Source organism: Halocatena marina, assembly GCF_023276375.1.
GTDB lineage: Archaea > Halobacteriota > Halobacteria > Halobacteriales > Haloarculaceae > Halocatena > Halocatena marina.
In genome coordinates this window covers 299552-326018 of the sequence record NZ_JALLPK010000004.1, presented here as the reverse complement: position 1 = coordinate 326018, position 26467 = coordinate 299552, and the positions used below count along the sequence as shown (strand labels likewise).

At 52.9% G+C, this 26467-nt stretch carries 21 protein-coding genes; 8 read left to right on the top strand and 13 right to left on the bottom strand.

Annotation, left to right across the window (positions count from 1 at the left end; translation table 11 throughout):
• Positions 1-125 precede the first annotated feature (125 nt).
• The 3 genes from MW898_RS24370 to MW898_RS24360 all read right to left on the bottom strand — a co-directional run bounded on the left by MW898_RS24370 (position 126) and on the right by MW898_RS24360 (position 3725).
• Positions 126-1604 (bottom strand): aldehyde dehydrogenase family protein, encoded by a 1479-nt coding sequence (locus MW898_RS24370; RefSeq protein WP_248910896.1) that lies wholly within the window; start codon positions 1602-1604, stop codon positions 126-128.
• 155 nt (positions 1605-1759) lie between these two features.
• Positions 1760-2284 (bottom strand): Lrp/AsnC family transcriptional regulator, encoded by a 525-nt coding sequence (locus MW898_RS24365; protein ID WP_248910895.1) that lies wholly within the window; start codon positions 2282-2284, stop codon positions 1760-1762.
• A gap of 97 nt (positions 2285-2381) precedes the next feature.
• Positions 2382-3725, bottom strand: a complete 1344-nt coding sequence (locus tag MW898_RS24360) for an aminotransferase family protein (RefSeq protein ID WP_248910894.1) — start codon at positions 3723-3725, stop codon at positions 2382-2384.
• 173 nt (positions 3726-3898) lie between these two features.
• Here MW898_RS24360 and MW898_RS24355 point away from each other — a divergent pair, with 173 nt between their 5' ends.
• Positions 3899-5374, top strand: coding sequence for a CoA-acylating methylmalonate-semialdehyde dehydrogenase (locus MW898_RS24355; RefSeq protein WP_248910893.1), 1476 nt, complete (start codon positions 3899-3901; stop codon positions 5372-5374).
• A gap of 378 nt (positions 5375-5752) precedes the next feature.
• Here the strand turns inward: MW898_RS24355 and MW898_RS24350 are convergent, their stop codons facing one another.
• Positions 5753-6136 carry a DUF4112 domain-containing protein gene (locus MW898_RS24350; RefSeq protein ID WP_248910892.1) on the bottom strand — a complete coding sequence of 128 codons (384 nt, stop codon included), beginning with the start codon at positions 6134-6136 and terminating at the stop codon, positions 5753-5755.
• Between the two features lie 432 nt (positions 6137-6568).
• Between MW898_RS24350 and MW898_RS24345 the strand changes: the two genes are divergently transcribed.
• Positions 6569-7753, top strand: a complete 1185-nt coding sequence (locus MW898_RS24345) for a cytochrome P450 (RefSeq protein WP_248910891.1) — start codon at positions 6569-6571, stop codon at positions 7751-7753.
• Positions 7754-8068: 315 nt separating this feature from the next.
• Here MW898_RS24345 and MW898_RS24340 read toward each other — a convergent pair whose 3' ends face one another.
• Positions 8069-8434 carry an iron chaperone gene (locus MW898_RS24340; RefSeq protein ID WP_248910890.1) on the bottom strand — a complete coding sequence of 122 codons (366 nt, stop codon included), beginning with the start codon at positions 8432-8434 and terminating at the stop codon, positions 8069-8071.
• A gap of 854 nt (positions 8435-9288) precedes the next feature.
• On the opposite strand from MW898_RS24340, the gene MW898_RS24335 reads away from it, so the two are divergent.
• From MW898_RS24335 to MW898_RS24320, 4 genes are all read left to right on the top strand, one after another.
• On the top strand, positions 9289-10482 hold the full coding sequence (locus MW898_RS24335) for an MFS transporter (RefSeq protein WP_248910889.1): 1194 nt from the start codon (positions 9289-9291) through the stop codon (positions 10480-10482).
• A 2852-nt stretch (positions 10483-13334) separates the two neighbouring features.
• Entirely contained in the window at positions 13335-14510 is a 1176-nt protein-coding gene (locus MW898_RS24330) for an MFS transporter (protein WP_248910888.1), read from the top strand.
• 581 nt (positions 14511-15091) lie between these two features.
• Positions 15092-15958 (top strand): ParA family protein, encoded by an 867-nt coding sequence (locus tag MW898_RS24325; RefSeq protein WP_264556641.1) that lies wholly within the window; start codon positions 15092-15094, stop codon positions 15956-15958.
• Positions 15951-16340: a DUF8115 family protein gene (locus MW898_RS24320; protein ID WP_248910886.1), complete on the top strand. Its 390-nt coding sequence runs from the start codon at positions 15951-15953 to the stop codon at positions 16338-16340. Before MW898_RS24325 ends, MW898_RS24320 begins: the two co-directional genes overlap by 8 nt.
• 254 nt (positions 16341-16594) lie before the next feature.
• Here the strand turns inward: MW898_RS24320 and MW898_RS24315 are convergent, their stop codons facing one another.
• Positions 16595-18079: an extracellular catalytic domain type 1 short-chain-length polyhydroxyalkanoate depolymerase gene (locus MW898_RS24315; protein ID WP_248910885.1), complete on the bottom strand. Its 1485-nt coding sequence runs from the start codon at positions 18077-18079 to the stop codon at positions 16595-16597.
• A 440-nt stretch (positions 18080-18519) separates the two neighbouring features.
• On the opposite strand from MW898_RS24315, the gene MW898_RS24310 reads away from it, so the two are divergent.
• Positions 18520-19281, top strand: coding sequence for a helix-turn-helix domain-containing protein (locus MW898_RS24310; protein WP_248910884.1), 762 nt, complete (start codon positions 18520-18522; stop codon positions 19279-19281).
• A 24-nt stretch (positions 19282-19305) separates the two neighbouring features.
• Here MW898_RS24310 and MW898_RS24305 read toward each other — a convergent pair whose 3' ends face one another.
• The 4 genes from MW898_RS24305 to MW898_RS24290 are packed head-to-tail and all read right to left on the bottom strand — an operon-like array spanning position 19306 to position 22642.
• Positions 19306-20070, bottom strand: a complete 765-nt coding sequence (locus MW898_RS24305; RefSeq protein ID WP_248910883.1) for a CoA-transferase subunit beta — start codon at positions 20068-20070, stop codon at positions 19306-19308.
• A 3-nt stretch (positions 20071-20073) separates the two neighbouring features.
• The gene (locus tag MW898_RS24300; RefSeq protein ID WP_248910882.1) at positions 20074-21081 is read right to left on the bottom strand and encodes a CoA transferase subunit A; all 1008 of its coding nucleotides are present in this window, start codon (positions 21079-21081) and stop codon (positions 20074-20076) included.
• Positions 21078-21476 (bottom strand): Zn-ribbon domain-containing OB-fold protein, encoded by a 399-nt coding sequence (locus MW898_RS24295; protein WP_248910881.1) that lies wholly within the window; start codon positions 21474-21476, stop codon positions 21078-21080. The genes MW898_RS24300 and MW898_RS24295 overlap by 4 nt, the downstream gene beginning before the upstream one ends.
• The gene (locus MW898_RS24290; RefSeq protein WP_248910880.1) at positions 21473-22642 is read right to left on the bottom strand and encodes a thiolase C-terminal domain-containing protein; all 1170 of its coding nucleotides are present in this window, start codon (positions 22640-22642) and stop codon (positions 21473-21475) included. Before MW898_RS24290 ends, MW898_RS24295 begins: the two co-directional genes overlap by 4 nt.
• A gap of 47 nt (positions 22643-22689) precedes the next feature.
• Between MW898_RS24290 and MW898_RS24285 the strand changes: the two genes are divergently transcribed.
• Positions 22690-22884 (top strand): hypothetical protein, encoded by a 195-nt coding sequence (locus tag MW898_RS24285; protein WP_248910879.1) that lies wholly within the window; start codon positions 22690-22692, stop codon positions 22882-22884.
• Here the strand turns inward: MW898_RS24285 and MW898_RS24280 are convergent.
• The 3 genes from MW898_RS24280 to MW898_RS24270 are packed head-to-tail and all read right to left on the bottom strand — an operon-like array spanning position 22862 to position 25828.
• On the bottom strand, positions 22862-24376 hold the full coding sequence (locus MW898_RS24280) for a sodium:solute symporter family transporter (RefSeq protein WP_248910878.1): 1515 nt from the start codon (positions 24374-24376) through the stop codon (positions 22862-22864). The two genes, MW898_RS24285 and MW898_RS24280, sit on opposite strands and share 23 nt — an antisense overlap.
• Complete coding sequence (locus MW898_RS24275; RefSeq protein WP_248910877.1) at positions 24376-24972, bottom strand: hypothetical protein; 597 nt, start codon at positions 24970-24972, stop codon at positions 24376-24378. The genes MW898_RS24280 and MW898_RS24275 overlap by 1 nt, the downstream gene beginning before the upstream one ends.
• Positions 24953-25828 (bottom strand): SDR family oxidoreductase, encoded by an 876-nt coding sequence (locus MW898_RS24270; protein WP_248910876.1) that lies wholly within the window; start codon positions 25826-25828, stop codon positions 24953-24955. Before MW898_RS24270 ends, MW898_RS24275 begins: the two co-directional genes overlap by 20 nt.
• Positions 25829-26467: the final 639 nt, after the last annotated feature.

Here is a 26467-nt window from a genome sequence, read left to right as displayed (position 1 = left end):
ACAGTGACCACTCAATGTGTTGTTTGGATAAATCTATTCAATCTCTTCCGATCCACGACTATATCCGTTCAACTATTGTCGGTGAATTCCCAATGCGTAGCTGTTAAAATCTACGCACTAAGGCATCAGGCTCCGGGGAGGTCCCCCTCGCCACTATCTGAGAGATTCACTGCAATGTTTTTCGTCTGTAGATATGATTCGAGGGCGTCTAGACCCTTTTCACGACCAATACCACTCTTCTTGTAGCCACCAAATGGGGTCTGATACGTATCCCCGAACCACTTGTTGATGTACACATTACCGGCTTCGAGACGCTGAGCAAGCCGATGGGCTCGTTTGACAGAAGCCGTGAAGATACCACCGACCAGTCCGTACTCCACATCGTTTGCTATTTCGAGTGCCTCCGCCTCGGTACTGAACGGAATGACGGTGAGTACAGGGCCAAAAATTTCCTCTTGAGCGATGCGCATATCGTTTTTGACCCCCGTAAATACCGTTGGCTCGACGAAGTGTCCATCTTGATCGAGGGCTTTCCCTCCGGTAGCAAGTGTTGCACCCTCTCTGCGACCAAGATCGATATATCGCATCACTTTCCCGAGATGGTCTTTGGAGGCAAGCGGCCCCATATCGAGATCCTGTTTCCCTGGTCCGATCTCATACTGTTCAGCGCAGTCGATAAGTCGACTGACAAACTTGTCGTGGATATCCTCGTGAATCACAACTCGGTCGGCTGCCGAACACACTTGCCCAGCGTTCGTAAAAATCGCTCTGGTGATCCAGATTGCGGTCTCGTCAAGGTCCGCATCGGGAAACACTATCGCAGGATTCTTGCCACCAAGCTCCAGCGTTATGGGAGTAATGTTTTCTGCGGCCTGCTTCATAATCGTTTGGCCGGTTGGGACGCTTCCTGTGAACGTGATGGTGTCCACGTCAGGATGTGTGGTGAGTGCTGAGCCTGCGGGTTCTCCGAATCCCGTGACGACGTTGACGACGCCATCCGGAATGCCCGCTTCTGAGCAGATTTCTGCGAGTCGAAGGGTCGAGAGAGGAGTCTGTTCGGCAGGCTTGATGACCGTCGTATTACCGGCAACGAGCGCTGGTGCCACTCCGCGGGCGAAGAGGTTGGCGGGAAAGTTCCATGGCGTGATCTGTGCACTGACACCATAGGGTTCCCGCACGGTGAAATCGACCTGATTCGGTCCGATTGGCACACTTGTCCCTTCAAGCTTGTCGGCTGCGCCTGCGTAGTATTCGAAATATCGAGCTGCACCTTCTATGTCACTCTTTGCTTGAGAGCGGGGCTTTCCCTGATCTAAGCTCTCCAAGGTTGCCAGTTCGTCCTGATACTCTCGAATGCGCTGTCCAACTCGATACACGATACGTCCACGCTCATTCGGTGGTGTATCACGCCATCCGGGGTATGCCTCGCGGGCTGTCTCCACTGCGTGATTAATGTCAGTGGCTTGTGCCGCTGCTACTTTCGCGAGTGGCTCTTCGGTCGCAGGATTACTGGTAATGAAACGCTTGCTATCCACTGTTGACATCCATGTCCCTCCTATGTAGAGGTCATACGTGTCTCGAACCATCTCGTTTGAGACAGACATACGTAATTGTATTTTGTACCGTCTGATAACCGTTTGGCTAGAATTTAGTCCATCATTTTAATTATTATCTGAATATTGTCCACATGCCATATCGCATATGTCATACTATCTGTTTTACTAAGACTGTGATAGCTTACAGAGCAGACACATAGTGTCTAATCGGTCGACATACCGAGGATGGATTCACGCGCTGCGTCCGTGATATTCGCTGCTATCGTGCGATTGTTCTCAAACTCCTGCATTACGAACTTCGATGATGTTTCGTTAACGCCATCGATTGCGACGATTCGATCGATGAGATCATTCAACTGATCTCGTGTCTGAACACGGCTGATGACGACGAAATCGACGTCACCCATTGTATAATAGACCTGCTCGACACCCTGTCGCGCGATCAGTTCCTCGCCGATGTCTTCAGAGTACCCAGTCTCGTGAGTGACGGAAACGTCCGTGATTGCAACCATCTCTAAGCCGAATGCGAGTGGATCTACATCTGCAGTGACACTCCGAATCACACCGTTGTCTTTGAGTTTGTTCAGACGGTAATGGACTGCAGACTTCGAGAGATCGAGTTCTTCGGCTAGGGTTTCGAGACTGACATCGAAATCATCCTCTACTCGCTCAAGAATAGCGAGATCCATCTCGTCAAGGCTCGAGGCAATACGGCGCGTACCATTCATACTGCTTTCTAAATCAGTAGAAATCAAGAACCCTCGGTTTGAGAAACGTTCTATCAACTATGAGATGCTTAATCGATACAGTGCAAATTTCTGTTTCCTAATCAGTACTCATGGCATCGTCAGAAACGTCGAGCGCGACATCGATTGCCTCCATCGCAGTATCGATCTCATTCTCGGTGATCGTGAGTGGTGGTGCGATGATCAATGTATTGATCATGTTTGCGACATATACTCCATTATCGGAAGCTGTCGCAGACACCTCATCGACGATGGTGGTTCCGGCACTGATCTTGTCATCGCGTTCTCCGAATGGCACACGCATTTCTGGATGTTTTGTGAGTTCTATTCCTCGGAATAATCCGACTCCGCGTGTGTCGCCGACGCTGGGGTGCTTTTCTGCGAGTTCGTCGATCCGATCACCGAGGTACTCACCGACCTCACTCGCACGTTCAATGAGGTTCTCCTCTTGATAGGTCTCGATCGCTGCGAGGCTTGCTGCGACGGCGGTGGGATGTCCTGCATAGGTGTGTCCGTGACAGAACATGTTCTCTTCGAAGTGTTCGGCAAGTTCGGAATTGACGATTGTTGCACCGAGCGGCTGGTACGCACCGGTCAATCCTTTAGCCATCGTCATGATATCGGGCTCGACATCGAAAACGTCACATCCGAACCACTCGCCGGTCCGTCCGAACCCGGTCATTACTTCATCACAGATCAGCAACGCACCGTGGTCGTGGGCGATCTCTGTAAGCCGAGGGAGGTACTCATTCGGTGGTACCAAGATCCCATTCGAACCGACAATCGGTTCAACGAGGATTGCTGCAACTGTGTCTCCTTCGAGTTCTAACATCTCATCGATGTACTCGACGCTCTCCATCGGATCAAGTGTTGATCCGTACGCGTACGGATCGGGCGCCTTGATCGTTCCAGGAATGCCCGGTTCTGACGCAAGGCGGCGAGGATCACCAGTAACACTGATCGACCCATAGGTCGCGCCGTGATACGATCGGTACCGAGAGATGATCTTCTGTTTGCCTGTGTAGAAGCGTGCGATTTTGATCGCTGCTTCTACGGCTTCGGTTCCACTGGTCGAGAAGAACGTCTTCGAAAGATCACCAGGTGTCACTTCTGCGAGCTTTTTTCCCAACTTTGCCCGAGATTCCGTTGTGTAGTTCGGTGCGACGTATGCTGTTTTCTGTACCTGTTCTTCAATTGCGTCGACGACCCGCTCTGCGGAGTGGCCAAGGTTCGAGCACATCAGCTGACTCGAACAATCGATGTATTCGTTACCATCTGCGGTAGTGAATCGACTGCCATCAGCGTCGACGATTTGGGTAGGACTGACTTCCTTTTGGTACGACCACGTCCCAAACACGTACTCCTTGTCAGTTCGCTCGATCTCATTCGGATTGGATTCTATCTGAGACTCTCGTTCTGGCATCCGTATGTGTCATCTATTGACCTACTGTTGATTAATCTTTGGCTCAAATCCGATTTCATAGAACATCGTTCTGCTTTCCACGGTAGTATTATTATTCTATCCCTGTATTCCATCTTTTAGTAGGAAAGTGTGAGGAAGACTTATTGCACGGGGAGAACAGTTTCTGATGTTCGATGTTACTCGATACATCTCCACCATGGGACGACGTGCAAAATTACATTAATGGTGACTGGTCCACGCCATCAGGTAGCGGTCAAGATGTTGTTAACCCGGCAACTGGCGAGGCTATCTCGTACGTGGGATTTAGCAGCGATGACGACATAAACACTGCAGTCAAAGCTGGTCAGGAGGCGTTCAACGAGTGGAAGGAGACCTCTGTCGAAAGACGTATTCAACCACTGTTCAAACTCAAGCAACTACTTGAGGACCACCAGAACGACCTCGCAGAGATTCTCGTTCGGGAACATGGGAAAACATTCGCAGAGGCAAAAGGCGAACTTCGGCGCGGTATCGAGAACGTTGAAGTTGCTTGTGGCATCCCTTCGATGATGCAGGCGGGGCATCTCCCAAATGCCGCCCCGGAAATTGATGAAACGGCAGTCCGCAAGCCACTGGGCGTGTTTACTGCGGTCACACCATTTAATTTCCCCGGGATGATTCCACTATGGTTCCTGCCATACGCAGTTGCGACCGGGAACGCGTTCATCTTAAAGCCGAGCGAGCAGGACCCAATCGTCGCACAGCGTCTCTTCGAAGTGATCGATGAGGCTGGTTTTCCAGATGGTATCGTCCAGCTCGTCAACGGTAGCGTTGATACTGTAAATGCGCTCATCGATCACGATGAAATCCAAGGGGTATCGTTCGTTGGCTCTACACCGGTCGCTAAAACCGTCTACGAGCGAGCAGCGGCCAACGGGAAGCGTGTTCAAGCACAGGGTGGAGCAAAAAACCACATCATCGTTACAGAGTCTGCAGATCTCGACTTCGCGGTGAAGAAAACGGTATCATCGGCCTGTGCCTGTGGCGGTGAACGTTGCCTTGCCAATGATGTAATTGTCGTCGAAGAAGCTATTTACGACGAGTTCGCCAACCGTGTTATCGAAGAAGCAAAGGCTCAGACAGTTGGATACGGTCTCGACAGCAAAACGGACATCGGCGCGCTCATCACATCCGAACATGAATCGCGAGTTCGCGATATGATTGCTACTGGAATTGACGAGGGGGCCGAGATGTTGCTTGATGGACGTGACGTTGAAGTTACAGGCTACGAGAACGGCAACTTCCTCGCTCCAACCGTGTTTGGCGACATTGATCCTGAAATGACTATTGCTCAAGAAGAAATATTCGGACCAGTTCTCGGCCTACTACCGGTCGATAATGTCGATGAAGCGATTGAGGTACTAAATCGCAGTGATTTTGGCAATGCGGCTAGCCTATTCACGGAAAGTGGTGCCGATGCGCGCAAGGTCCGTCACCAAGCCGATGTCGGTAACCTCGGTGTAAATGCCGGGACGGCTGCTCCAATGGCTTTCTTCCACTTCGGCGGGCGTAACGATTCGTTCTTCGGCGATCTACACGCTCAAGGTGAAGATATGGTACACTTTTACACCGATAAGACCATATATATTGAGCGCTGGCCCAGTGCCTGATCTCGGACGCCGTCTCAGCACAATCCGTGAGTGCGCAACGAGACTACTGAGAAGTAGACGGGTTCCCAGGATTCAGAGGCTCGACGAGTGTAGTGAGGTAATGACCGCGCTGATTATCGTCGAAACCACCGTCTCGATTGTGCCGTAGCGTTGAACTGCGAAATCGGCGGCAGTTGGGGGATTATCATATACCTGATAAAATAAATGAAGGTTGCTGGTGCTAATACAGCGGTGAGAATACAGTGATCTGGGACGGTCAGGTGGCTAATCAAAGTAAACGCTACTGATAGCTTGTGGTCGGTTTGCTATGTTACCAGCGAATGTCAGCATAGCACTCAGCAACTTGAGAGTGGGCTACTGTAGGAAAACCAACGACAATCAGCTGTCCCAAATGTTAGCACACAAAATATCAATTATCATTATTGATCTGTGTTTCGAGAAGCTCAACGTTTCGAATATTGGCTTTCCAGACGGCGTCAAACGCCGTTCCAACACTGGAATCGAACCAGAGACAATATCAACAGCGATATTGAACTCCATCAGAGCCAGCGTTCGAAGAGGAACCCTATATCGGGCTGCTTTGAGCACGATATAGAGTGAGAGGAGTGCTGCAGCGATGTCCCCCGAAAGAGGAAGAACACCTACGATCGGATCGATCCCGATCCGATCGTTCGTCCCGAGAACACGCGCCGATTCGTCGAGAATGTGTGTAACTGTTTGAGTACGCTGGAGAACAGTTCGTTGTTCCGCCGAGCTATTCAACGGATAGTCAATACCTTCCGTTTCTCGATCGTTTGATTAGAACCCATACATTCTCTGAGCTTGCTGCTACCAGCACGTCCAAGCTGATGACGATTTATCGCCCAAATAGTGTTCCGTAGAACAAGTAATATCGGTCTACGCTCTACTTGACCACCATCTATCTGTTTACTGGCCGATCAGCGAGTGAACCATGTGAGAATCGAATGGTGTGTGATGCTATCCTCATGCTCAATGAAGCGAACTAACGCGTCTTCGGTTTGGGAACGAATTCGAGGGATGATGATTCGAATCAGAACACGAGAACCCTTGGCTCGGAGTCGGCGGATTGAGCGTGATTTCAACGCGGGTGGGTTCGACCCGCAACCGGATTGGTAGTGTATTTATCTATAAAGCCGACAAGTTGATATTGACTGAACATTCATTCTAATACATATGGCATCTTCCGACGACAACGTTTTGACAGAGGATCTACTTCATCGGCCGCTCCCGACGGCCATCTCGACGAACGACGCACAGCTTCATCGTTCGGATTGGTATGCCGAGATGCGCAAGAATCATCCCGTTCATTACGACGACGAGCGCGAACGGTGGGACGTGTTTCGTTACGCCGATGTTAACGAGATTCTCCGGGATCACGAGCGCTTTGCGACGATGTTCGGATCCGACGACGAAGCGAAATCGATGATCTCACAGGAACCGCCAGAACACGGCCGCCTCCGTAACTTTGCCAGCAGTTGGTTCACGCCGCGAGTCCTCGAAGGGTACCGTGATCGATTCGCGGCGATCGCCGATGATCTCATCGACGACATCGAACCTGGTAGCGTCGACATCGTTCCGGCGTTCACTCACCCGTATCCCGTCATGGTCATCGCGGAGTCGCTTGGGCTTCCCGTCGAGGACTACGAACAGTTCATGGAGTGGTCTGACGCGTCGCTGCGTGTCCCGGTCCGAACGGAGGACGAAGAGGAGGTGACGCCCGAAGAGCAGGCGGAGGCAAAACGAGCGATGGCCGAATATTTTTCCGACCTCATCGAAGAACGCGCTGGCGATGACGGAAACGATCTGATCACCATCGCTGCCAACAACGACGACCTCACACACGGCGAAAAGATTGCGTTCTGTCGAGGAATCCTCATCGCGGGGAACGTCACGACGATCAACCTGATCACGAACGCACTCTGGTGTTTCGCGGAGTTTGACCTTTTCGAGCCGATTCGTTCGGGCGAGATCGGCCGTAAGCGGGCGATCGAGGAGGTCCTGCGCTATCGCTCGCCCGCGCAGTCAGTCAGACGCGTAACCACACAACCCGCCGAGATCGGCGGTCAAGAGATCGACGAAGGCGAGGTGGTGGTCGCGTGGAACGGATCGGCGAACTACGACCCGGAGGTATTCGAAGCACCACACGAGTTCCGCCCAGAACGCACACCGAACCGCCACATCGGCTTCGGCACCGGGATTCACGTATGCCTTGGGGCACCCTTGGCGCGTATCGAGACGGATATCGCGCTCGAACGATTGCTTGATCGGTTCAGCGTCATCGAACCGGATCTCTCTGACCTGTCGGCACAACCGATTCCCTTCGGACTCAAGTCACTCCCATGCTACCTCGAGGCGTGAGAGATCTTCTTCGGTCGGAATGAGTAGACGATCTACCAGTTAGAGGAATTCTGACTGGCGGAAACGAGTGATGGTTGATGGTGCCGGGACAGGGTGTTCTCACCCTATTGCAGAAGCTGACAGGTGGTGGGTAGTAACCCCAGTCGTGGGATTAAGAATCGCAGACCTGAGCGAGAGCTCTGTCAGTGTATTTTCCGTTGCTCTTCCACATAGCTCGTCAACACCAACCAAAATTAGGTCTGATTATGTACCGATTCGATCGTTTCCGGAGTTCTATCGATTCTGCTATTGATTGTAGATATATTGTCTGTAGATTTATTCCCTCGACTCTTTAGCTTCATTGACCTTTTCCGTTAGAAGTTGCTTCAGCACAGCGCTCGGCACTTCTTGTTCATATTTGATTTGGATGGTTTCTTTTCCGGTTTTGTAGCCTTCTTCTTCGAGCATTTTGCGATCTTCATGTTGGAGTGCGTCTGCGCCAATGCCAATGGTTGCATGATTTTTGTGTGCGGACAGCCCAACATGACTATTGTCGAATTCATAGAATGGAACGTTGTATTTTATCCCTTCTTCTGCCGCTGGAATCGTGGATTTAATTAATTCCCGTAGTTCTTCGAGCGTCGGACGGGATTCTTTGTCTGCATTGGCAATGTATGAATCAACACCTTTTGTGTTTGACATTTTTACTCACCCAATTACTCTCACTGAGGTTCTGTGTACGGGTAGCCTTTTCTTAATGAAATCGATTCATACCTGATACCGACAGTAGTAAAGCAAAAGCATTCTGCTCAACGGGCATTCTTGCTCCTACAGATCGAACTTGATTTGAACGCGATCCCGGACAAACCACAGTTCGCACGATACACAGACAGCGTGAAGACACTGGTTGCTCGGCGCTGACGTCACACCCGACTTGCTCCAAGAAACGAAAGCGCCCTCAATCGAGTTCAAGTTCGAGTTTGAGCGTGCTGTCGACCCATCGCATAATGGACGCCGGTAGCCGACCGGCAACGAACTGGACGCGTTCAAGAATATCGATCGTCGGAATCTGATTGAACCGAATTGATGAATCTTCGGTGAAATCGCTCTCCCAGCGGTCACCAGTACTTCGAAGGAAGAGCAGCGATGAGTCGTTGTCGCGGGGGCGACGATTGTCGTGTGTGAGTTACGATTGCCAACACCGTTCTGAAGTTCTAATGCTCACTATAACCCATGTATGTCTGACTGTATCCCACTATCACCTATTAGTAGAAAAGATGGTTGGGACAGTACTCAAAGACAAAAAGAAGATGACTCATGGATGGCCTGTCAGTAGCTATTTTCCACAGATAGGATGAATCGAGGACCTCCTGATCACGAGAGATATCCAACAAATTCAGGATTCTAACGCTCCTCCAGAAATCATTAGGCTCCCGGCAGGGTACCAGAATGGAAATCCCTTCTCAGCACGGAATTGATGGTGATTATCATTAGTGATGTAGAAAGCGTAAATAGCTCCAGCTGAAAATATCGAGGTAGGTGGAACTGCTAAATCAATGCGCCTTCTCTCGATTCCGAGACAGATGGTCGCTGACCTTTGGGGTGACAACCGGGAGAAAATGCTTTTCTCAGTTGCCTTTGGATGGTTCCTTTCGATCAGCCTTCGGATGGTTTATCCAGCATTATTGCCCTATCTCCGCACTGACTACAATCTCACACTGACCACTGCAGGTTTCTTGCTGTCGGTACTTTGGGTCGCATATGCATGCGGCCAGCTCCCTGGAGGAATCCTCGCTGACTGGGCTGGTGAACGTCGGCTATTGACCATCAGTTCCGTGCTAGCAGCGACGATGCTGACACTCGTCGTTGTTTCGAGGTCTACCAGCATCCTGTTCGTAGCAACAGCTCTATTCGGTATAGGAACGGCGCTGTACGGCGTTTCACGATTTACGATTTTGGAGAAAATCTACCCAGATCGGCTCGGTACAGCAACGGGAATAACGATGGCTGCCGGTGACCTTGGGAACTCGGTAATGCCACCTGCTGCGGGGTTTATCGCAGTCGTTGCGGCTTGGCAGTTCGGTTTTGGATTCGCTATCCCGCTTTTTTTGCTTGCCGCCATCAGTCTCTGGACAACACTCCCGAAGCAGCATTCAACAGTATCGCTGAGCGGATCTCTCGGGGACGACAGCATTATTTCGACTCTTACCCGGTCTCGTATACTACTCGGGTTAGTACTACTTGTTCTCTGGAGCGTAGTCATGCAAGCAGTGATTGGCTTTTACCCGACATATCTAACTGGTGAAAAAGGGCTCTCGGTACAGGCTGCAACCATCCTCTTTGGATTCTTTTTCGCACTCGGGATTTTAATGAAACCGGCTGCTGGACGTGCGTTCGACCGGATCGGTGTTCGCATTCCGCTATTGGTGTTTATGGGTGCAGCCGGGATAGCTCTCAGTCTATTGCCTTTCGTAAGGAACGTGTGGTTGCTTGTTCTCATCACAGTACTCGCTAGTGGTCTCTTAGGGTTCGAGACGATTGTTATCTCCGACCTTACCCGACGCTTGCCAGATGGAACACAGGGAACGGGCTTGGGGGCGCTTCGAACAGTGTACGTTGGGGTCGGAGGGCTGAGTCCAATTCTATTCGGGGCAATCGCCGACCAGGGCTACTTTGATGAAGCATTCTTGGGTGCCGGTGCGCTCGCAATGATAGTTGTCCTAGTCGTATTCATATTAATTGAATACTGACCTATCGGAGATAGCGAATACTGGACTGCTATATTGAGCGACAGTAATCCCATTATGAATTCGACAGACCATCTCTACTTACGTATGAAAAATCTGCTAGTTGATCGGATTCAGCTATCGAGGAGACTCCTTTCAGGAACCAACCGCTACTGGCAGGGAACGTTCGTTGCTAGAATGGCATCATGGTCGCAGATGCGATTTCGAATCCTGTTCGTCCCGTGGTGAACATGTCTGTTTCGTGGCTCATAGCTTCGACTGCGATTGTCATGCTGAAAGTTGCGTGTCGGTACGCAGTGAGTGATTCTTTATCTGATGTGTGTGTGAAGTGGACGACAATTTGAGAATTTCATAAGCGGGCAGCGAGCTCTTAGTCTTGAGGATTAATTACTACCGGATTAGCAGCCTATAGCTATACCTATAGAAAATACTATAGTGAATAATGGCAGTAAGCGGACTTAGTGGTAATGGAGCTAATTGAATTAACAGAGATCGATATCAGTCACTGTTACCAACACGTGATACAAATCGCCAATGACAGTCACTAGACCGAGATCCCCAACTTATGAAATACCGTCCTATTCGACGATATACACACGGTTCTCGTGAGTGTGTCGTTTGTCACCCAAGTGGGCACACATCCACGGGAGAGTTGGATTGTCTACGGTTTTTAATGCCACGTCATTTAGCGCTGCGTTAGTCGGGGGCGGCAAAGCGATCAGCAGCCGCATGAAGCTCACACTGCTGGGAAATGGAATCATTGTTTGGCATGCGGCTCTCTTCTATTCAAATAGGTATCAGCTATCCCAAGTCGGTTGAGGAGGAGGTAGTTTCGTCCGTAACGGAATGTTCCACATGTTTCATCTTACCTATAGCGTTAGCTATAGTGATTACTATTGTTGACTCATCCTGATTGTAAATTCCACATTCTATCGATAGTTATCAGTTGAGGCGATCTAACCCTCCAACAATCGAAGAAAAATAAGATGACGAATCTATCATCTGCAACCATTTATCATGTGTTCTCGGTCGTATGAATTTAACACACTCTATAGATTCGACTATAGGATTTCCTATGGCCATCTTGGGGCTGGATATTTTTGTTTATTTTGCGAATGATTCAGTATCTATAGACCAGTCTCACAACCCACAAACTAATTATCAATGTTCTGTACAGCTATTGTATTGTAGCATTCCTCACAATAGGGTTATCCACCACTGTCCGTCTGACTGCAATACTAAGGCGTTCTAACGGCCTGAACCCACTATCTTTGATCTATAGTATTATCTATAGTCTTTACTATAGTAGCCTTAGATGCAACGAGACAAATCACAATAGCAGAATAAGTACTGAGACGCAGCAGTACACTCGAAGATGGTCGTCACTCTATCTGTGAAGCTTGTACGAACATGACTCTCCTGCTCTCAACACCATGCGCTTATGATCAATTTAATTATAGTAATTTATCAAATGTATGATATAGATCGACGGATCTAATGGCTATAGAGATATCTATACCGAAACCTATAGTCCGGGTATAGAGTAGTAGTATTCACTCGTCCGATATCGTCTGTGGGACATCAAAACCCCAGCTCCGCCACACGAATCGTCTCTGTCACGAATATCCTACAATAGCTTTTTCTATAGGGTATGCTATAGCCACAGAAATAGGAATGAATTAACTCAAAAACGAATGTGAGCAGAGGAAACCCATTCTATCAGTATATCACTGTCTCTATAGTTAAACCTATAACTATAGCTATAGCTATGGGTGGTTTCTCGAAATGGAAATGTACTCACTTGTGGAAAGCAATCACAGACCGATTGCGACGATAAACAGCTGTGCCTCGATCTCTGAATGAGCTAGTCAATATCATAGCTTCGATACGTTGTTCGCTCACGTGTCCGCAATTTAGCGTCAGTAATCGATAGTCCTGCTAATTAGTCAATCCCGTCCTTCGATTCGGCTGTTTGATCAAGTGGGTCGTCTCGTTTGTACGCCTACTGGTGACATATTATTCGAAAACCCACTCATCACATTCAATAGGTGCTATAGCGATTACTATAGTATCTACTATAGATAGTGAGGCGTCTGAAGAGAGCCGGCTAAGCAGCTATCGATAATGTCGTGATCACCTTCAATAGGTGATCAATCGCGACAATCTGAAATCCACCGTTAAAGGACACTTAGCTTCGGCAGCTGTGAAAACACGTTGTGAAACGAGTCGGACGTGGCGATTGAATCGGCGACCCGGACGTATCGGCAGCGTTTTCGAGTAACTTGCGCGTGTCCTACCGAGGGACACTCTCATTCTCGTCTAATTTACTTCGTTAATTTCACCGTTCGAGTATAGAGTTAAAAGGTCAACCTCAGCCAACACGAAAGGTCCGTATTCGTGGTGAATCTCTGTATTTAAGCCCTATAGCAATTGTCATAGTGAACTCTATAGAATACACTATACCAAATCCTATAGTGGATATCGTAGTGAATTCTGCAGTAAGATCTATAGCAATCACCATAGTGAATCCTATAGGGGCCAAAAGGAGGAATATGAGGCTTCTCGTTCAAGCTTTCAGCATTCATTCTTTGCTGATCGCGACAGGTGATGGTATTGTCGCTCGTGACTCCCTCGTCAGTCACCGACAGTGTTTCATCATCCACGTTAATCAAATAGGAGACTTCACCTGTTATCAGACAAAGATTCTCGGACGTCACTACTCATCCCAATCCTTCCAGAACGACAAAGAGTGTATCTCAACAGCCACAGTAACTTCGCTGTCCTGAGATAGCTTCTTGAACTCGTCACGATTAAGTGCGTTTATACCGGATTTCCGGTGAGGATGGCCTAAACAAGTGTCGAGTGACATCGAATCGGGGAGTTGGCGATCGGTCGCGACAGTTACGGGATGGCAGGTTGCGGCAAGCCTATGTTATTATAGTATCTTTGCCGCTACGGGCGTCGTCCGCGATGCGTTCTCGCTGTCGATATCGAGCGTCGGTCTCTTTACTACCGCGGGATTGTTCGGTTACACTATCGCGTTGCTGCCGAGCGGCGCGGCGGTTGATGGCTACGGTGAAAAACGTGTAATGGTGATCGGCCTACTCGCACTCGCGGCCGCCACCGCCGGGGTGTCTGTCGCACCCTCGTACGGCTTCTTACTCATCGCCGGGATGATGTTGGGTGCGGCATACTCCTCGGCGATGCCGGCCTCAAACCGTGGAATTCTCAGGAGTGCGCCGGCGGGCAACAGCAACTTTGCCATGGGACTGAAACAGGTGGGTGTTACCGCCGGCAGCGCAGTGGCGTCGCTGGTGATCACCGGCCTCGCGGCGGTCGCAGCATGGCAGTTTGGCTTTTGGATAATCGCGGCGCTGGCGGTCGGCTACGTCGCGGGATTCGTCGCGCTCTACGACGGCGACCCCGGAGAAGGATCGCTCTCGTTCCCAGATTTCTCAGCACTGCGCTCGAATGGGGCGTACCTCATGCTCGTACTCGTTGGGTTTTTTATGGGAGCGTCGATCTTCGCCATGCTCAGCTACATCGAACTTTACGTCGAAGATGGCTTCCACCGGACCACCTTGGTCGGCGGGGTTGTCCTCGCGCTCACCCAAGTCATGGGGAGCATTGCCCGGATCGGTGCGGGGAGCGCCGCCGATCGCATCGGTGGGGCGCGCGGCGCTGCCACGGTCGCGCTGGTCCAAATGGCAGGCGCGGTGGTGCTGTTCGCGGTGCTTGCGACGGATCTTGCGTCGTTCCCACTAGTGGTCGTTATCTTTGCAGGGCTCGGGCTCACGATCTACGGCTCGACGGGAGTATTTTATTCGTGTCTCGGCTCGCTGGTCGATGACGGCGACATCGGTGCAGCGACTGCTGGCGGGCAGATCGCCATCAACGTCGGCGGGCTAGTCGCGCCCACCATCTTTGGCGGGCTGGTCGAACGGTCGGGTTACTCGCTGGGTTGGACACTCCTCGGTGTCGCGACGCTCGCTGCGGTACCACTCCTCGGGATGGTCAGACGACGGCTGTGAGACTGCCCATATAGCGATCACTATAGAATTATCTATAGACGAGTTCTCAAAGATGAGAAGAACAGTACACTGGCTATGGCGATCACTATAGGATAAACTATAGTGGGTAGATGGTGTTCCTCAAGCTACAATGATATTGAGACGATGTAATCTGATAAGTGATATGAAATAACCGAACAACGGGAACTTTCCGATATATGAGTGTGGGCCGAACAAAAGTCCATACCTACGGACGGTGACAGTTTCTACGGAGAAGGTCGATCAAACAGTAAGTGAGCGTTGGAACTCACGCTATTCAGGCCGAGGACATGGAGATTCATTCGTGCTTAATATGCAAAGACCTGTTCTGTTCGAGGATCTGCTTGTTCGGCGTTGTGATAATCAATCTATTGCAGTAACTATAGCTATTCCTATAGCCAATTCATATCAAATCCTTGTAACAAGTAGATATCAACCAAATCGACTATTACATAGGGCCAATCTGACTAATCAATAGGTTACTGTTCACCATCACTTGTTCGTCAGTTAGTCGATGGTTTTATGACTATAGCCTGCACTATAGCTATCGCTATAGGTGATAGATGATGGGAGATACACTCCGTGCAGCGGCCTTTTTGGACAAGGGAGGCGTTGGCAAGACGACGACAGTGGCGCATCTCGGTGTGGCACTTCAAGAACAGGGGCTAGAGGTGTTATTGATTGACCTCGCTGGAAAACAAGGTGACTTATCAAAACATCTCGGCATCTGGAGTGGCTACCAAGATGAGATTGAGGATGATGATGCGTGGCCAAATATCTCGACGGTGTTCGATGACAGTTGGTCAACAATCACAAAGAAACTTGGCGAAGCAGCGACAACAGGGCTAGTCATTGAAACTGGTGAAGGACCAGACCTAATCCCAGCTCATCCCGGTCTCGATACGCTCGATGCAGAGTTGGGGAATATCGACGATGCCCAAGAGCGCTACAATCGACTACGAAACTTCCTTGACGAACATGTTGATCCACTCGGATACGATGCGGTTTTAATCGATCTTCCCGGGCTGTCAAACAACGTGACGTATAACGGACTTTGGGCTGCAAGAAATGTCATCGTGCCAGTCGAGCCAGGGTCATTCGAAGACGAGCAGGCCGATGCGCTCCAAATTGACTTAAAGCGTATCGGTGAAAATTTCAACATTGGAATTGACTTGGCACTAGTCCTGCCAAACAAAATCGACACACGTCGGACACTTGATCGGGAATACTTAGAGACGTTCGAAACCAAATTCCCAGACGCGATCGCGCCTGAGCACGTTCCATACTCACAAGATATACGGAACGCGACAGAAAGCGGACAGACAGCATTTTCGCTTGAAGACCCCTCCACAACCGCCGATCAAGCACAGGCATCGTATCTAAGTGCAAGCGCAGCACTCCTCGATCGACTGAGTGATAAAAATGAGTGAAGAGATAGACTTAGAGGAGCTAAAACGACAGACGAGTCACGGCGACCGGCTCGATTCGGACGCGGATAACGATCAGCAACAAGCCCTCGCTGATGCGATTTTGACCGAACTAGAACGGATCGATGCAGGCGAAGAGCAGAAGACGGTGAGCATTTGGGATGGCCCGACAGCGGCGTACATTCGCGCGCTGGATGAGCACCCCGATCAGCGTGCAGAAGTTGGAGATGCGCTCCGGCGCCAGCTCGATATTGACGGTGACGAGCCCGTCGACCGGAGCGAATTAGTCCGTTTTGCACTTCGACTCGGCTTCCGACAAGCTGCCCCTGACAAATTCGAGACACTCAAGGAAAGTGTCCAAAAACACGTTACACAGGATCTATAGCATCCACTATAGATATTACTATAGAGCTCATATTCTCCCTTCAAACTAAAATCCAATTTGAAATTTGGCATAATTGTCATTTATGTGATCAGCTTCTGTCTCTCCTGACTGACCGAATCAATTGTTGACAAATGTCGAAATTATCTGTCTAACGGTCGTCCACAGAACTAGTTATGTCGTTAAATATTGGCATCCAGACCAAGAATCCGATGGATCCCATGTCGGTAGCTTGATCGTCTACATCAACAGCGTAGTCAGCAGGACGAGACGATCTCGAAGTAATCAGCAGATGTTTCTTTCAGTCGGGTTGTTTCGTAGGTATTGTTCAGTCCCATATACTCATCGGAGCCCGTGGCGTACACATAGCCCTGTTGTGAGTACGCACGGCCGGCTTGCACGTGGTCGTAGTTCGAATCCACACCGCAGTAGCCCTCGTAACCGTTCGAGGAGACAGTCACGGAGACCGTGTCGGTATCCGTGGCACCAGCATCGTCGGTAACTGTCAAGACGACCGCTTTCTCACCAGTCGTGTCGAAACTGTGAGAAACGGTTTTACCAGTGGCCGATTCGCCGTCATCGAAATCCCAAGAAAACTGCTCGACCGTGCCGTCCGAATCGGATGACTCCGAGGCGTCGAACGATACGGAATTTCCCGGGCTCACTGTCGTTTGATCAGCTGTTGCCACTGCTATTGGGGCATCGTTACCAGGCGTGTTTCCGCTTCCGTTCGAAAGGAACTCCCACATCACTCGAGAGGCGTCGGGACCATCCGGATCGGTGTACGATCCGGACGTATCTCCTCCCGACCATGCATGGTCCATTCCGGAAACAATCCAGTGTTCGACCATCGTGTTACCATCTCCATCACCATAGCTCAAAATATCGGCACAATGTGGATTTGAGCAGTCGGTCGATTCGTTCTCGGGAGTAATGTCCACAGACCCATCATCGGATCCGTTGTCGAGCAGATCGTTGGTCTGAATCGCCTGCTCAACCGCCTGTTCGCCGTTACACGGATAGACCGTGGTGTCATCAGCGCCGTGGAACACAATCGTAGGTAAGGGTTCGGTACTGCCGATCCCTTCAAGATGTTCGTAGGCTTCCGTCCCGGCCAGTTGTGGATCTTTGCCGTTGCACTGCGTCATAGCAATCGTTCCATCTGTCGAATTTTCAACCACGTCGTACTCTAAGCCTGAGTGGATACCGACTCCCGAGAATACATCTCCGTATTCGACCGCCAGATTCGGTGCCATTGCTCCACCAGCCGACAGGCCTGCTACGAATATCTGGCTCTCGTCGATTGTGTGGTCAGATTTGACCGCATCAACCATTCCAGCGATGATCGCCACTTCACCCTGACCACGGAGGGTGTTTGCATCGTTGAACCACTGCCAGCAGCGGTTGTAATTGCGGCTCGTCGACTGTTCGGGATAGATGACGATAAACTCGTGTTCGGCGGCCACCTCATTCATTTGAGTACCATTTTTGAAATCATCGGCAGTCTGGGTACATCCGTGTAACATCACCAGCAGCGGAACAGATTCAGTGTCACCGACGCTGTCCGGAACGAACTTTGTGTATGTAAGGCCACCGTGTGAGTGACTGGTGTATGATCCCTCTGCACCGCGCACCGATTCTGCTCCCGAGAGTCCGACGACGCCACCAACTCCAGCGCCGATCAATCGTAGCATCGTCCGTCTGTGTACCTGTGGATTACCACCATGTTGTATGCCAACCATTGATACACATATGATATAGAAGACATAGAACAATATAATATATGGTTAACATATAAACGTGAAATTATCGTTGGTACAATAATTGTTCGTACAAGTCGTCACAGGTCCGCTTCTCACGTGCTGGAATTCATTCGGCGACAAGATTCGACTCACGTTTCTCATTGAGAAGTAAGCAGTCGCACACCGTGAGCCACCAATAGTAAATTGTTGATCATTTCGAACGAAATCCGGCGAGAAATTCGGAGAGACCATTCCACGTGAAACTGCAACAGGTCCGCTGCGACTGATCCGAACCAAACACATCGAGCGGAATTATTCGTGGTGGGTACTGCTGACGCGTGCCCCTCTCTTCTTTGACGCCACGACGACCACGCAGCGACATCAACAATCCCTCATGGAAGAGAGTGTATTTTTTATATATAAATCGGTAATCGATTAGTATGCAATCTCTCCAGCTCGACATGATCCAGTACGATTGTCCGTACATACGGACCACGTACGATCACGACGTTACTTTCTACACCCAACACTGGGAGTTCAGGCACGACCGTCGGGCGCTGGAGTCACGGATGTTGGTCACCGGGAAATCGAACGAAGACTTGACACAGGCCCTCAAACGACTCGAAGACGAAAAGAAGCTGAAAGATCTGACCGTCCTAGGAAAGAAAGCTGGAGCAGCCCAAATCTACTCGCGGATCGACGAGACGGACGCGATGAGCACGATTCTCGATAACAACGGCTACGTCACCGGGCCTTTCGTCATTGAGGACGGGAGCGAGTTGTGGAACATCGGTTTCGACTGGCCGGAAGACGCCGATGATGCACTCTCCGGGCTGGACCGAGACAACGAATTCAAAATAGACGGGCGAACGAGCATCGACATCGTGGATTACCACGAGATCATGCAGAATCTGGAGTCGGTCCGCGATCTACTTACAGACCTGTGGAATCTCACCGACAGGGAGCAAGAGACGCTGCTGGCGGCCGTCGAAGCCGGTTACTTCGAGACGCCGCGGGCGACGAACCTCGGTGAACTTGCCGAAGAGTTCGATATCTCAAAGAGCGCCACCTCGAAGAATCTCCGCCGTAGTCAACGGAAGGTCCTCGAACAGCTGATCGCACTCATGAACGAAACAGACGACGGCCCAGACTCGAAAGGGATCTCACCGTTCGACGATCTGGTTTCTGATCTGAATCGATGACACCAGCAGGAAAGAAACAGGAAATCAGCGAATAATACCGCGCGGGTCGATCTCTTCACGGAGGATGCGGAGTTCCTCGTCGGTCGGCTGGGGGTTGTGGCCATACTCGTCTGGAATCTGTATCTCGAAGCCACTTTGCTCGTTGATAACTTCGACGTCGACTCCTGGGTGTAGACTCTGGAGGGTCATCTCTTTCGTCTCCTCGTCGAATCGGTACACCCCGTACTGGGTAATGACCCGACTCGGTCCGGTATCGCGTGGGAGACCTGCCTCCTCGCGTGCGCCGGGACCATCGAGATAGCCAGGCGTCGTCCGGAAGTCCAATTCCTCGACGAACGATTCCTCCCTTTGGCGGATCACGATGATCGTATCGGCGGCCCACGACCCGATATCGTTGGCACCGCCGCTACCAGGGAACCGGACGGCCGGCGACTCCTGGGGCCCGATGACGGTCGAGTTCAGGTTTCCGTACCTGTCGATCTGGGCGCCGCCGAGGAACCCACAGTCGATGTGGCCTGCCTGACCGTAGGACATGACATCGTGCATGCCTGTGGCGGCGATCCCACGGTGGAAGGTTCGTTCATCGCCCACCGAGACAGGGAGGGCGGGTGCCTGAGCGCCGATGCCACCAGCCTCGTAGATGAGGGTAGCGTCCGGCGCATGGGTCTGCTGGGCGAGCAGTGCGGTCAGCATGGGCATACCGGTGCCCACCATCACGCTGGAGCCGTCGTCGATCAGTTTCGAGGCGACTGTTGTCAGGAGTTCCGTCGAGCTGTACTCGTCAGTCATGAGTCAGAGCCACGGATACTCTGCGTCTCGTTCGTACCGTTCGATTGCTTCTAGTTCGGCGAACAGATCAAGGCCACCGACACTCGTCAGATACTCCTCGAAGTCGTCAGTCCCGTGGACGTACTCATTGAGATACGCCTCGACGCCTTCCTCGGACGCCGATCGGTCGAGCCATTCCACGAGATGGTCTTCATCGAAGTAGTACTGACCGGGCATCTCGCCAGGATAACTCCCGTAGGGCGCCTCGACGACAGCGTCGGTCAGGAAGTACGGGATATCGGTGGCCGATGGATCGTCACGGATCTCATCAGTGTCGACGATCTCTTCGGCGGTGACGATGAGCCGTTTGGCCGCGCTGGCGAGTTGTGGGTCTTCGACGCCGATACCGTCGATAACCGCGTTCCCGTATTTGTCAGCTTTCGAGACGTGGATGGCGACTACATCGGGGTAGCATGCCGGAAGGAGCGTAACTGGATCACCCGACCACGGGTCTTCAACCTGCTTCGCGGAACTGTACTCAAAAGTGTCGGTGCCAGCAAGAACGCGCGCTGGAACGAACGGGACACCCATCTTCGCGGCGAGGAACCGCCACTGGAGCGCGGCGTTACTTGCCTCTGCGACGACCTCGCATTCGCCGGATTCGACCTTACGGCGGCCGGCGGGCGCGAGTCCGCGCGTCTCGTGAGCAAAGGTGTACGCTGTCTCGACTTCTGTAACAACACCGGCGCCAATCAGCAGGTCGGCGTCGAACACAGCTGTCTTCCCTGACAGCGTGAGGTCGTTGACGTCCTGGCGAATAATCTCGTGGAGAATAGGCGTCGAAATGCGGACGTGCCCAAACCCGCCGCTAGCGAAAAGGTCACCGTCGTCGACGAACTTCGAGACCGCCTCGGCGGCCGACGTTCGCTTGTCTTCAAGCGCACGCGACTTGTGTTCACGTTTCCAGGCACGTACCTCATCCGGGTGTTCCCACCCGACTAGTTCACCGTCGCCTTCGTCTATTACGATCATGCGTTCTCCTGAGATGTGAATGTGAGCACTCGCTCCTCGTTGTTTGTCGTCACGACCGCTGGGCTGACAGTCAACCCAATATCCACATCATCGAGATCGCAGTCACAAACCTGGCCCGTGAGCCGAACCCGACCCATGTCGACGATCGCCAGCGCGTGGGGAGCGTCGGCCTCGAACTCCGACGGCGGGACGTGAACGACGGTGTAGGATTCGATCTCCCCGGTTTCCGGGAGCGGCTCCTGCGTCAGGTTCCGAGTTCCACCGATCGGATCGACGGCTCTGGGCGGCACGTAGCCGTTTCCGTCGTCGTCGGCCAGATAGTACCCCTCCCCGTCAGCGATGGCGTCGAGGAATCGTTCGTGACGGCTTCTGGTGTGGCCCTCACGGTCGCTCATTCTGTCACCTCTAGAACGTGGACAGCGACGCTCGCCACCGTCCCGCCCGCGTTGTGTGTGACGCCGACGGTCGCGTCGGAAACGTGCTCGCTGTTAGGGTGATAGCCAGTGAGGAGTCCGGTCAGTTCCACTAACTGGCTCACCCCGGTCGCCCCGACGGGATGGCCCTTTGCCTTCAGCCCACCCGAGAGGTTGACGGGAAGATCGCCTTCCTTCGTGGTTTCCTCACGACGTGCGGCCCCGATGGCGGTGCCGGGATCGTAGAGTTGCAGGGCTTCGAGCGCGAGCACCTCGGCGATGGTGAAACAGTCGTGTACTTCCGCCACGTCGATGTCGTCTGGGCCGATTGCCGCCGCGTCGTAGGCGTCTAAAGCAGCACGTTCGGCCGCGAGCGTCCGGTTGAGTGTCGGTCGGTCCTGCAACGCGATCGAATCACCAGCACAGGCCGACCCTGTGATCTCGACTGGCGTGTGGATGTCATGGTCGCCAGCGAACTCGGCAGAGACGAGCACGGTAGCAGCCGCACCGTCGGTCACCGGACAGGCGTCGAGCAGCCCGAGCGGCGAGGCCACCATCGGTGCCCCTAACACGTCCGACCGGGAAATCGCAGTCTGGTACTGCGCTCTGGAATTGGCGGTCGCGTGGTCGTGATTCTTGACCGCGATCGCGGCAAGGTCCTCTCGTGAACCGCCGTACTGATCCATATACGCGTTCGCCAGCAGCGCGTAGGCCGCTGGGAACGTCATGCCGACCGGGCCTTCGTGGAGCGCATCGGCAGCCATCGCCAGCCCGTCGGTCGCCTCGGTCGTTCCCATGTGCGTCATTCGTTCCATCCCACCGACGAGTGCGACGTCTGCTTGACCCCCGCGGATTGCGCTGACGCCCTCGGCGACCGCGTAGCCACCGGACGCGCAGGCGTTCTCGACGCGGGTCGTTCGTGCGTTCTTGATCCCCAATTGTTCTGCCATCAGGGGCCCCTGATGGCCCTGCTCATCGGTGACCTCGCCCATGAAATTGCCGTAGTAACACACGTCGACGGCGTCTGGGTCGACGCTGGCATCACGGAGGGCCGACGTGGCAGCCTCAGCGAACAGCTCTCGGCCGGTTCGTTCCGGGTGCTTACCGAATTCGGTGGCACCACTACCGGCAACCATCACTCTGTTCATACACGTTCTAGAAGGGACTGAACCATCCAGAAACGCGATGTTGATATATGAACAATCATCAAGAAATGACGCTAATCAATGGCCGTAGCTACGAGAACTCATATCGTAAAAACGAGATCGCAGACGGCGAGGATGACTCAGATTTTGCTGAACAGGACGATCAGCGTCACCACGATCATGGCGACGAAGCCGATGAGCCAGATCATCTCACTACCTCCATCATAGGTCGAACACCGGTTTGACGTGTTCGGGGACGTTCTCGCCGCTCGCGCCGTTTGTCACCAGTGAGACAAAGATGGTGGTCACGATGGCCGAAGACGTGGTCACGAAGTAAAAGTCCATACCAAGCGGGAGTGTGTTGCCGATCTGGGTGTACGCCAGCAGAGCGACGTTCAAGACGATCGAGACCACGAGGCCGGCAGTGACGCCCTCGCGGCTGGCACCTTGCCAGAGCAGGCCGATGATAACTGCCGGGAGCGTCCCGCTCATGAACGTCCCCCAGCCGAAGCTTCCGAGGATGGCCACGAGTTCTCCGCCGTAGAGGCCAAAGAGCACGGACCCGACGCCGATGACGATGACTGTCGCCCGGCCGACCCAAGTCTCGGAGCTGTCCGAGAGGTCAATGCCGAGTGCACGGGTCAGATCTCGAGCGATGGCGCCCGATGCTAGCGACATGAAGAATCCGGCCGTAGACATGATAGCCGCGACCAGTCCCGCGTAGATGATCATCTGCAGTACGATATGGAGTCGGTTGACAAACTGGAAGACTGCGAGGTCGGGGTTCGCAAACGCCGCGACGTCGCCGTTGGCGACCATGAACAGCGCGACGAAGCCGATGAGCATCCACAGCAGACTCCCGACAGCGTAGGTCGCGCCGCTGATAAGGCCGACCGTCCGCAGACCTTCGGGGTCGTCGATCGAGAACATCCGTTGGAGGACCTGAGGCTGACCCATGACTCCGATCGAGAACGCAATGGGCCAGATGAGCAACAGGCCGGGTGAGGAATCCTTGGCGAGTCCCCAGCCGTCGAGCAGCTGGGGGGTGAATGCCTTGGTCACGTCTCCAGCAGTGACCTCACCAGCGGAGGCGACGGTAACCGTTAGGTTCTCCATGCCGGTAGCGACCTGGAAGAATCCGAAGACGACGCCGGCCACACCGATCATCATCACCGCACCGGTGTACGCGCCAGCGAGTTGCGCAGACGCCATTCCGCCGACCGTGATGTAGAGAATCATCAAGCCGAAGACGAGCCAAACGGCGACCTCCACGCTCACGCCGAGCAGTTCGGCGAGGACGTAGCCACCGCCTGCGACCTGCGAGGCGAGATACGCCCAGCAGGCCATGAAGATCGTCAGCGCGAGCAGCCCGCGGATTGCTCCGCTGTTGAATCGTACGTCGACGACGTCACCGAGTGTACCGATATCGGCTACGTCAGCCATACCGCGAACGCGTTTTCCGATGACCCAGTAGGCCATCGCGAATCCGATACCAGCCGCGAACGTCATCCAGAGCGACGACGTTCCCATGCTGTAGACGAGGCCGGGGCCACCGACGAACCCGAACGCACTCATGATGCCCGACATACTCGCAAGCGTGATGACCGCAGCTCCGAAGAGCTTGGTCGCTCCGTAGTACTGGTCCGAGGATTCGATCAGGCGCTGGCTGTAGAGACCGACGCCCATCACCGAGATAATGAACGCTACGACGAAGCCAACGACGAGCACGTCGACCATTAGCTCGTCACCTCACTGTCTGGTGTCTCGGGTGTTGGCGTGTCCTCAACCATCCCTTCACTTTCCTGAGCGGCTTTCGCTTCCTCGACTTCCTCAAGAAACTCGTCCCAACGACCTTCTGGGAGGTAGTACCGACGGTAGTACAGGCCAAACGTCAACGCAACTGTCATGAACCCACCGATCCAGTAGAGCCAGTACACCGCCGCAAACGAGGGGTGCATGCCCGTGATGAGGCCAGCCGATCCCTCAGCGTACGGTCCAGAGAAATACTCTGCGAGGCCAAACGCAGCGAGCTGGAGGACCGTCCAGATCCCCAGAGGATAGACGAGCAGTTTCACAGGGATCTTCTGGCGGGAACTCGCACCGATGATGAACCATGGGTGAAAGAGGAATACCGAGACGATCAGGCCAGCGAACCAGTAGCCGGCCAGTCCGAGGATGAGAACGGCCAGCCAGAGGATACCACTGGCGACCATCAGCGGCGTCGTCTTATCCGAGATATCGATCGTTCGGTCCAACATTAGCTGGGCACCTCCGACCCGTAGTTCGACTGGCTGTCGATGGACGACTGCTGCATCATTCGTACGTGTGCACATAGCCACCGTCCCACAGTAGGTCACCTCCGTTGAGGTGGCGAGCGTGATTCGAGAATCCGAGCGCGAAGAGATTGCCCACTTCGACCGGTTCCATCATCTCCTTCAGTCGTGCCTGCCCGAGCATGACGTCCTCGACGACCTCCTGTTCCGAAATGCCGCGCGATTCGGCGGTGTCGGCGATCTGATCGAGCACAAGCCGTGTTTTGACGTAGCCTGTGCTCACCGAGAACGCGCGTAGGTTCCCGTCACTCTCGGCGGCGGTGGACCGCGTCAGGCCACGGAGGCCGAATTTCATCGTATTGTAGGCGGCTTTGTCCTGCGTGACATAGTGGCCGTGGACCGAGGCCATGTTGCCGATGACACCTCTACCGTCGTCGGTGTCCTTGATGTGCGGGAGCGTCAGCTTGCTCAGATACATCGGCGCACGGAGCATCACCTCGTACATCGTATCCCACATGTCCATTGGGAACTCCTCGATGGCGGAGATATGCTGGAGTCCGGCGATGTTGGCGAGAAATCGGAGCTGTCCCTGATCGGCCGCTACGTCGACGACTGCTTTGAGTGAGGCGTCGTCGGTCAGGTCAGCCGTCACCTGCACGACCGACCCGTCGACACCGAGATTCTCGCTCTTCTCGACCGTATCGTTCAGGCCCGCTTCGTCTACGTCAGTAGCGATCACCGTCAGGCCGTTTGCGGCCAGGACGAGTGACGTCGCCCGGCCAATACCCGACGCCGCACCGGTGACGATTGCGACGTTCTCCTCGGTGAAATGCGGGTCCGGTACCTGTAGTACGTCCGCTGCTGTCAGTTCGGGTGCTTCCAACTGTCCCGAGTGGCTGTCTGTTGACTGTGACATCCCGTTACTACATCAGCCGTAAAGCAGGGAATAAGTCGAGGTTCACATGTAACCCCAAATTCACGCGTGTGAGCTATAATTTCGTCCAGAACCGCAAGAAGGCGGCAGATCTCAGGGAGAATTGTTTGGTCGTCGACCCGATCATCGCCGTCTGCGAAAATTACCTCCACCGTCATGTGCTGCGGTTATTCTATTTGAGTTTGCCTATCTGCGCGACTCGTTATGGCGACGGATCACTCATCTCGTGCAACTATCTTTCACTGAGTCGTTTACGGATGAGTCGTGAGTGACGATATACGACGCTGACTTCACTGAAGAAACACTCTGGTATCGCTGGGTTGGGGTCTGCATCCGCATTTGCCGGGAGTGAGGAACGACAGGACTCTTGTGTAACCGATCCCCGCCAGCAATGTTAAACAAAGAGATACAATTCACTGCTGAACACCGAATGATGGCGACGATTTTCTATGATTCGTGGAGACAGGTGGCCAAATTCATCGACGATCAACAGCTCTCCGAGAATGGTCAACTAAATCACTTGTTGGACACGACAAGAGCACTGGTAGGCTTAGCTGTGGTATAAAATGTGTGGGGAGGCACCCACACCAAAACTGAACACCCTGTGTTGCAGGAACTTGT

Excerpts from the sequence above, each read along its gene's own strand:
- MW898_RS24280 (WP_248910878.1), bottom strand. The coding sequence starts at position 24,376 with ATGGTCGACGTGCTCGTCGTTGGCTTCGTCGTAGCGTTCATTATCTCG.
- MW898_RS24290 (WP_248910880.1), bottom strand. The coding sequence starts at position 22,642 with ATGAACAGAGTGATGGTTGCCGGTAGTGGTGCCACCGAATTCGGTAAG.
- MW898_RS24305 (WP_248910883.1), bottom strand. The coding sequence starts at position 20,070 with ATGACTGACGAGTACAGCTCGACGGAACTCCTGACAACAGTCGCCTCG.
- MW898_RS24300 (WP_248910882.1), bottom strand. The coding sequence starts at position 21,081 with ATGATCGTAATAGACGAAGGCGACGGTGAACTAGTCGGGTGGGAACAC.
- MW898_RS24270 (WP_248910876.1), bottom strand. The coding sequence starts at position 25,828 with ATGTCACAGTCAACAGACAGCCACTCGGGACAGTTGGAAGCACCCGAA.
- MW898_RS24340 (WP_248910890.1), bottom strand. The coding sequence starts at position 8,434 with ATGTCAAACACAAAAGGTGTTGATTCATACATTGCCAATGCAGACAAA.
- MW898_RS24355 (WP_248910893.1), top strand. The coding sequence starts at position 3,899 with ATGTTACTCGATACATCTCCACCATGGGACGACGTGCAAAATTACATT.
- MW898_RS24345 (WP_248910891.1), top strand. The coding sequence starts at position 6,569 with ATGGCATCTTCCGACGACAACGTTTTGACAGAGGATCTACTTCATCGG.
- MW898_RS24275 (WP_248910877.1), bottom strand. The coding sequence starts at position 24,972 with ATGTGCACACGTACGAATGATGCAGCAGTCGTCCATCGACAGCCAGTC.
- MW898_RS24325 (WP_264556641.1), top strand. The coding sequence starts at position 15,092 with ATGATGGGAGATACACTCCGTGCAGCGGCCTTTTTGGACAAGGGAGGC.
- MW898_RS24365 (WP_248910895.1), bottom strand. The coding sequence starts at position 2,284 with ATGAATGGTACGCGCCGTATTGCCTCGAGCCTTGACGAGATGGATCTC.
- MW898_RS24370 (WP_248910896.1), bottom strand. The coding sequence starts at position 1,604 with ATGTCTGTCTCAAACGAGATGGTTCGAGACACGTATGACCTCTACATA.
- MW898_RS24320 (WP_248910886.1), top strand. The coding sequence starts at position 15,951 with ATGAGTGAAGAGATAGACTTAGAGGAGCTAAAACGACAGACGAGTCAC.
- MW898_RS24285 (WP_248910879.1), top strand. The coding sequence starts at position 22,690 with ATGAACAATCATCAAGAAATGACGCTAATCAATGGCCGTAGCTACGAG.
- MW898_RS24315 (WP_248910885.1), bottom strand. The coding sequence starts at position 18,079 with ATGGTTGGCATACAACATGGTGGTAATCCACAGGTACACAGACGGACG.
- MW898_RS24360 (WP_248910894.1), bottom strand. The coding sequence starts at position 3,725 with ATGCCAGAACGAGAGTCTCAGATAGAATCCAATCCGAATGAGATCGAG.
- MW898_RS24295 (WP_248910881.1), bottom strand. The coding sequence starts at position 21,476 with ATGAGCGACCGTGAGGGCCACACCAGAAGCCGTCACGAACGATTCCTC.
- MW898_RS24335 (WP_248910889.1), top strand. The coding sequence starts at position 9,289 with ATGCGCCTTCTCTCGATTCCGAGACAGATGGTCGCTGACCTTTGGGGT.
- MW898_RS24310 (WP_248910884.1), top strand. The coding sequence starts at position 18,520 with ATGCAATCTCTCCAGCTCGACATGATCCAGTACGATTGTCCGTACATA.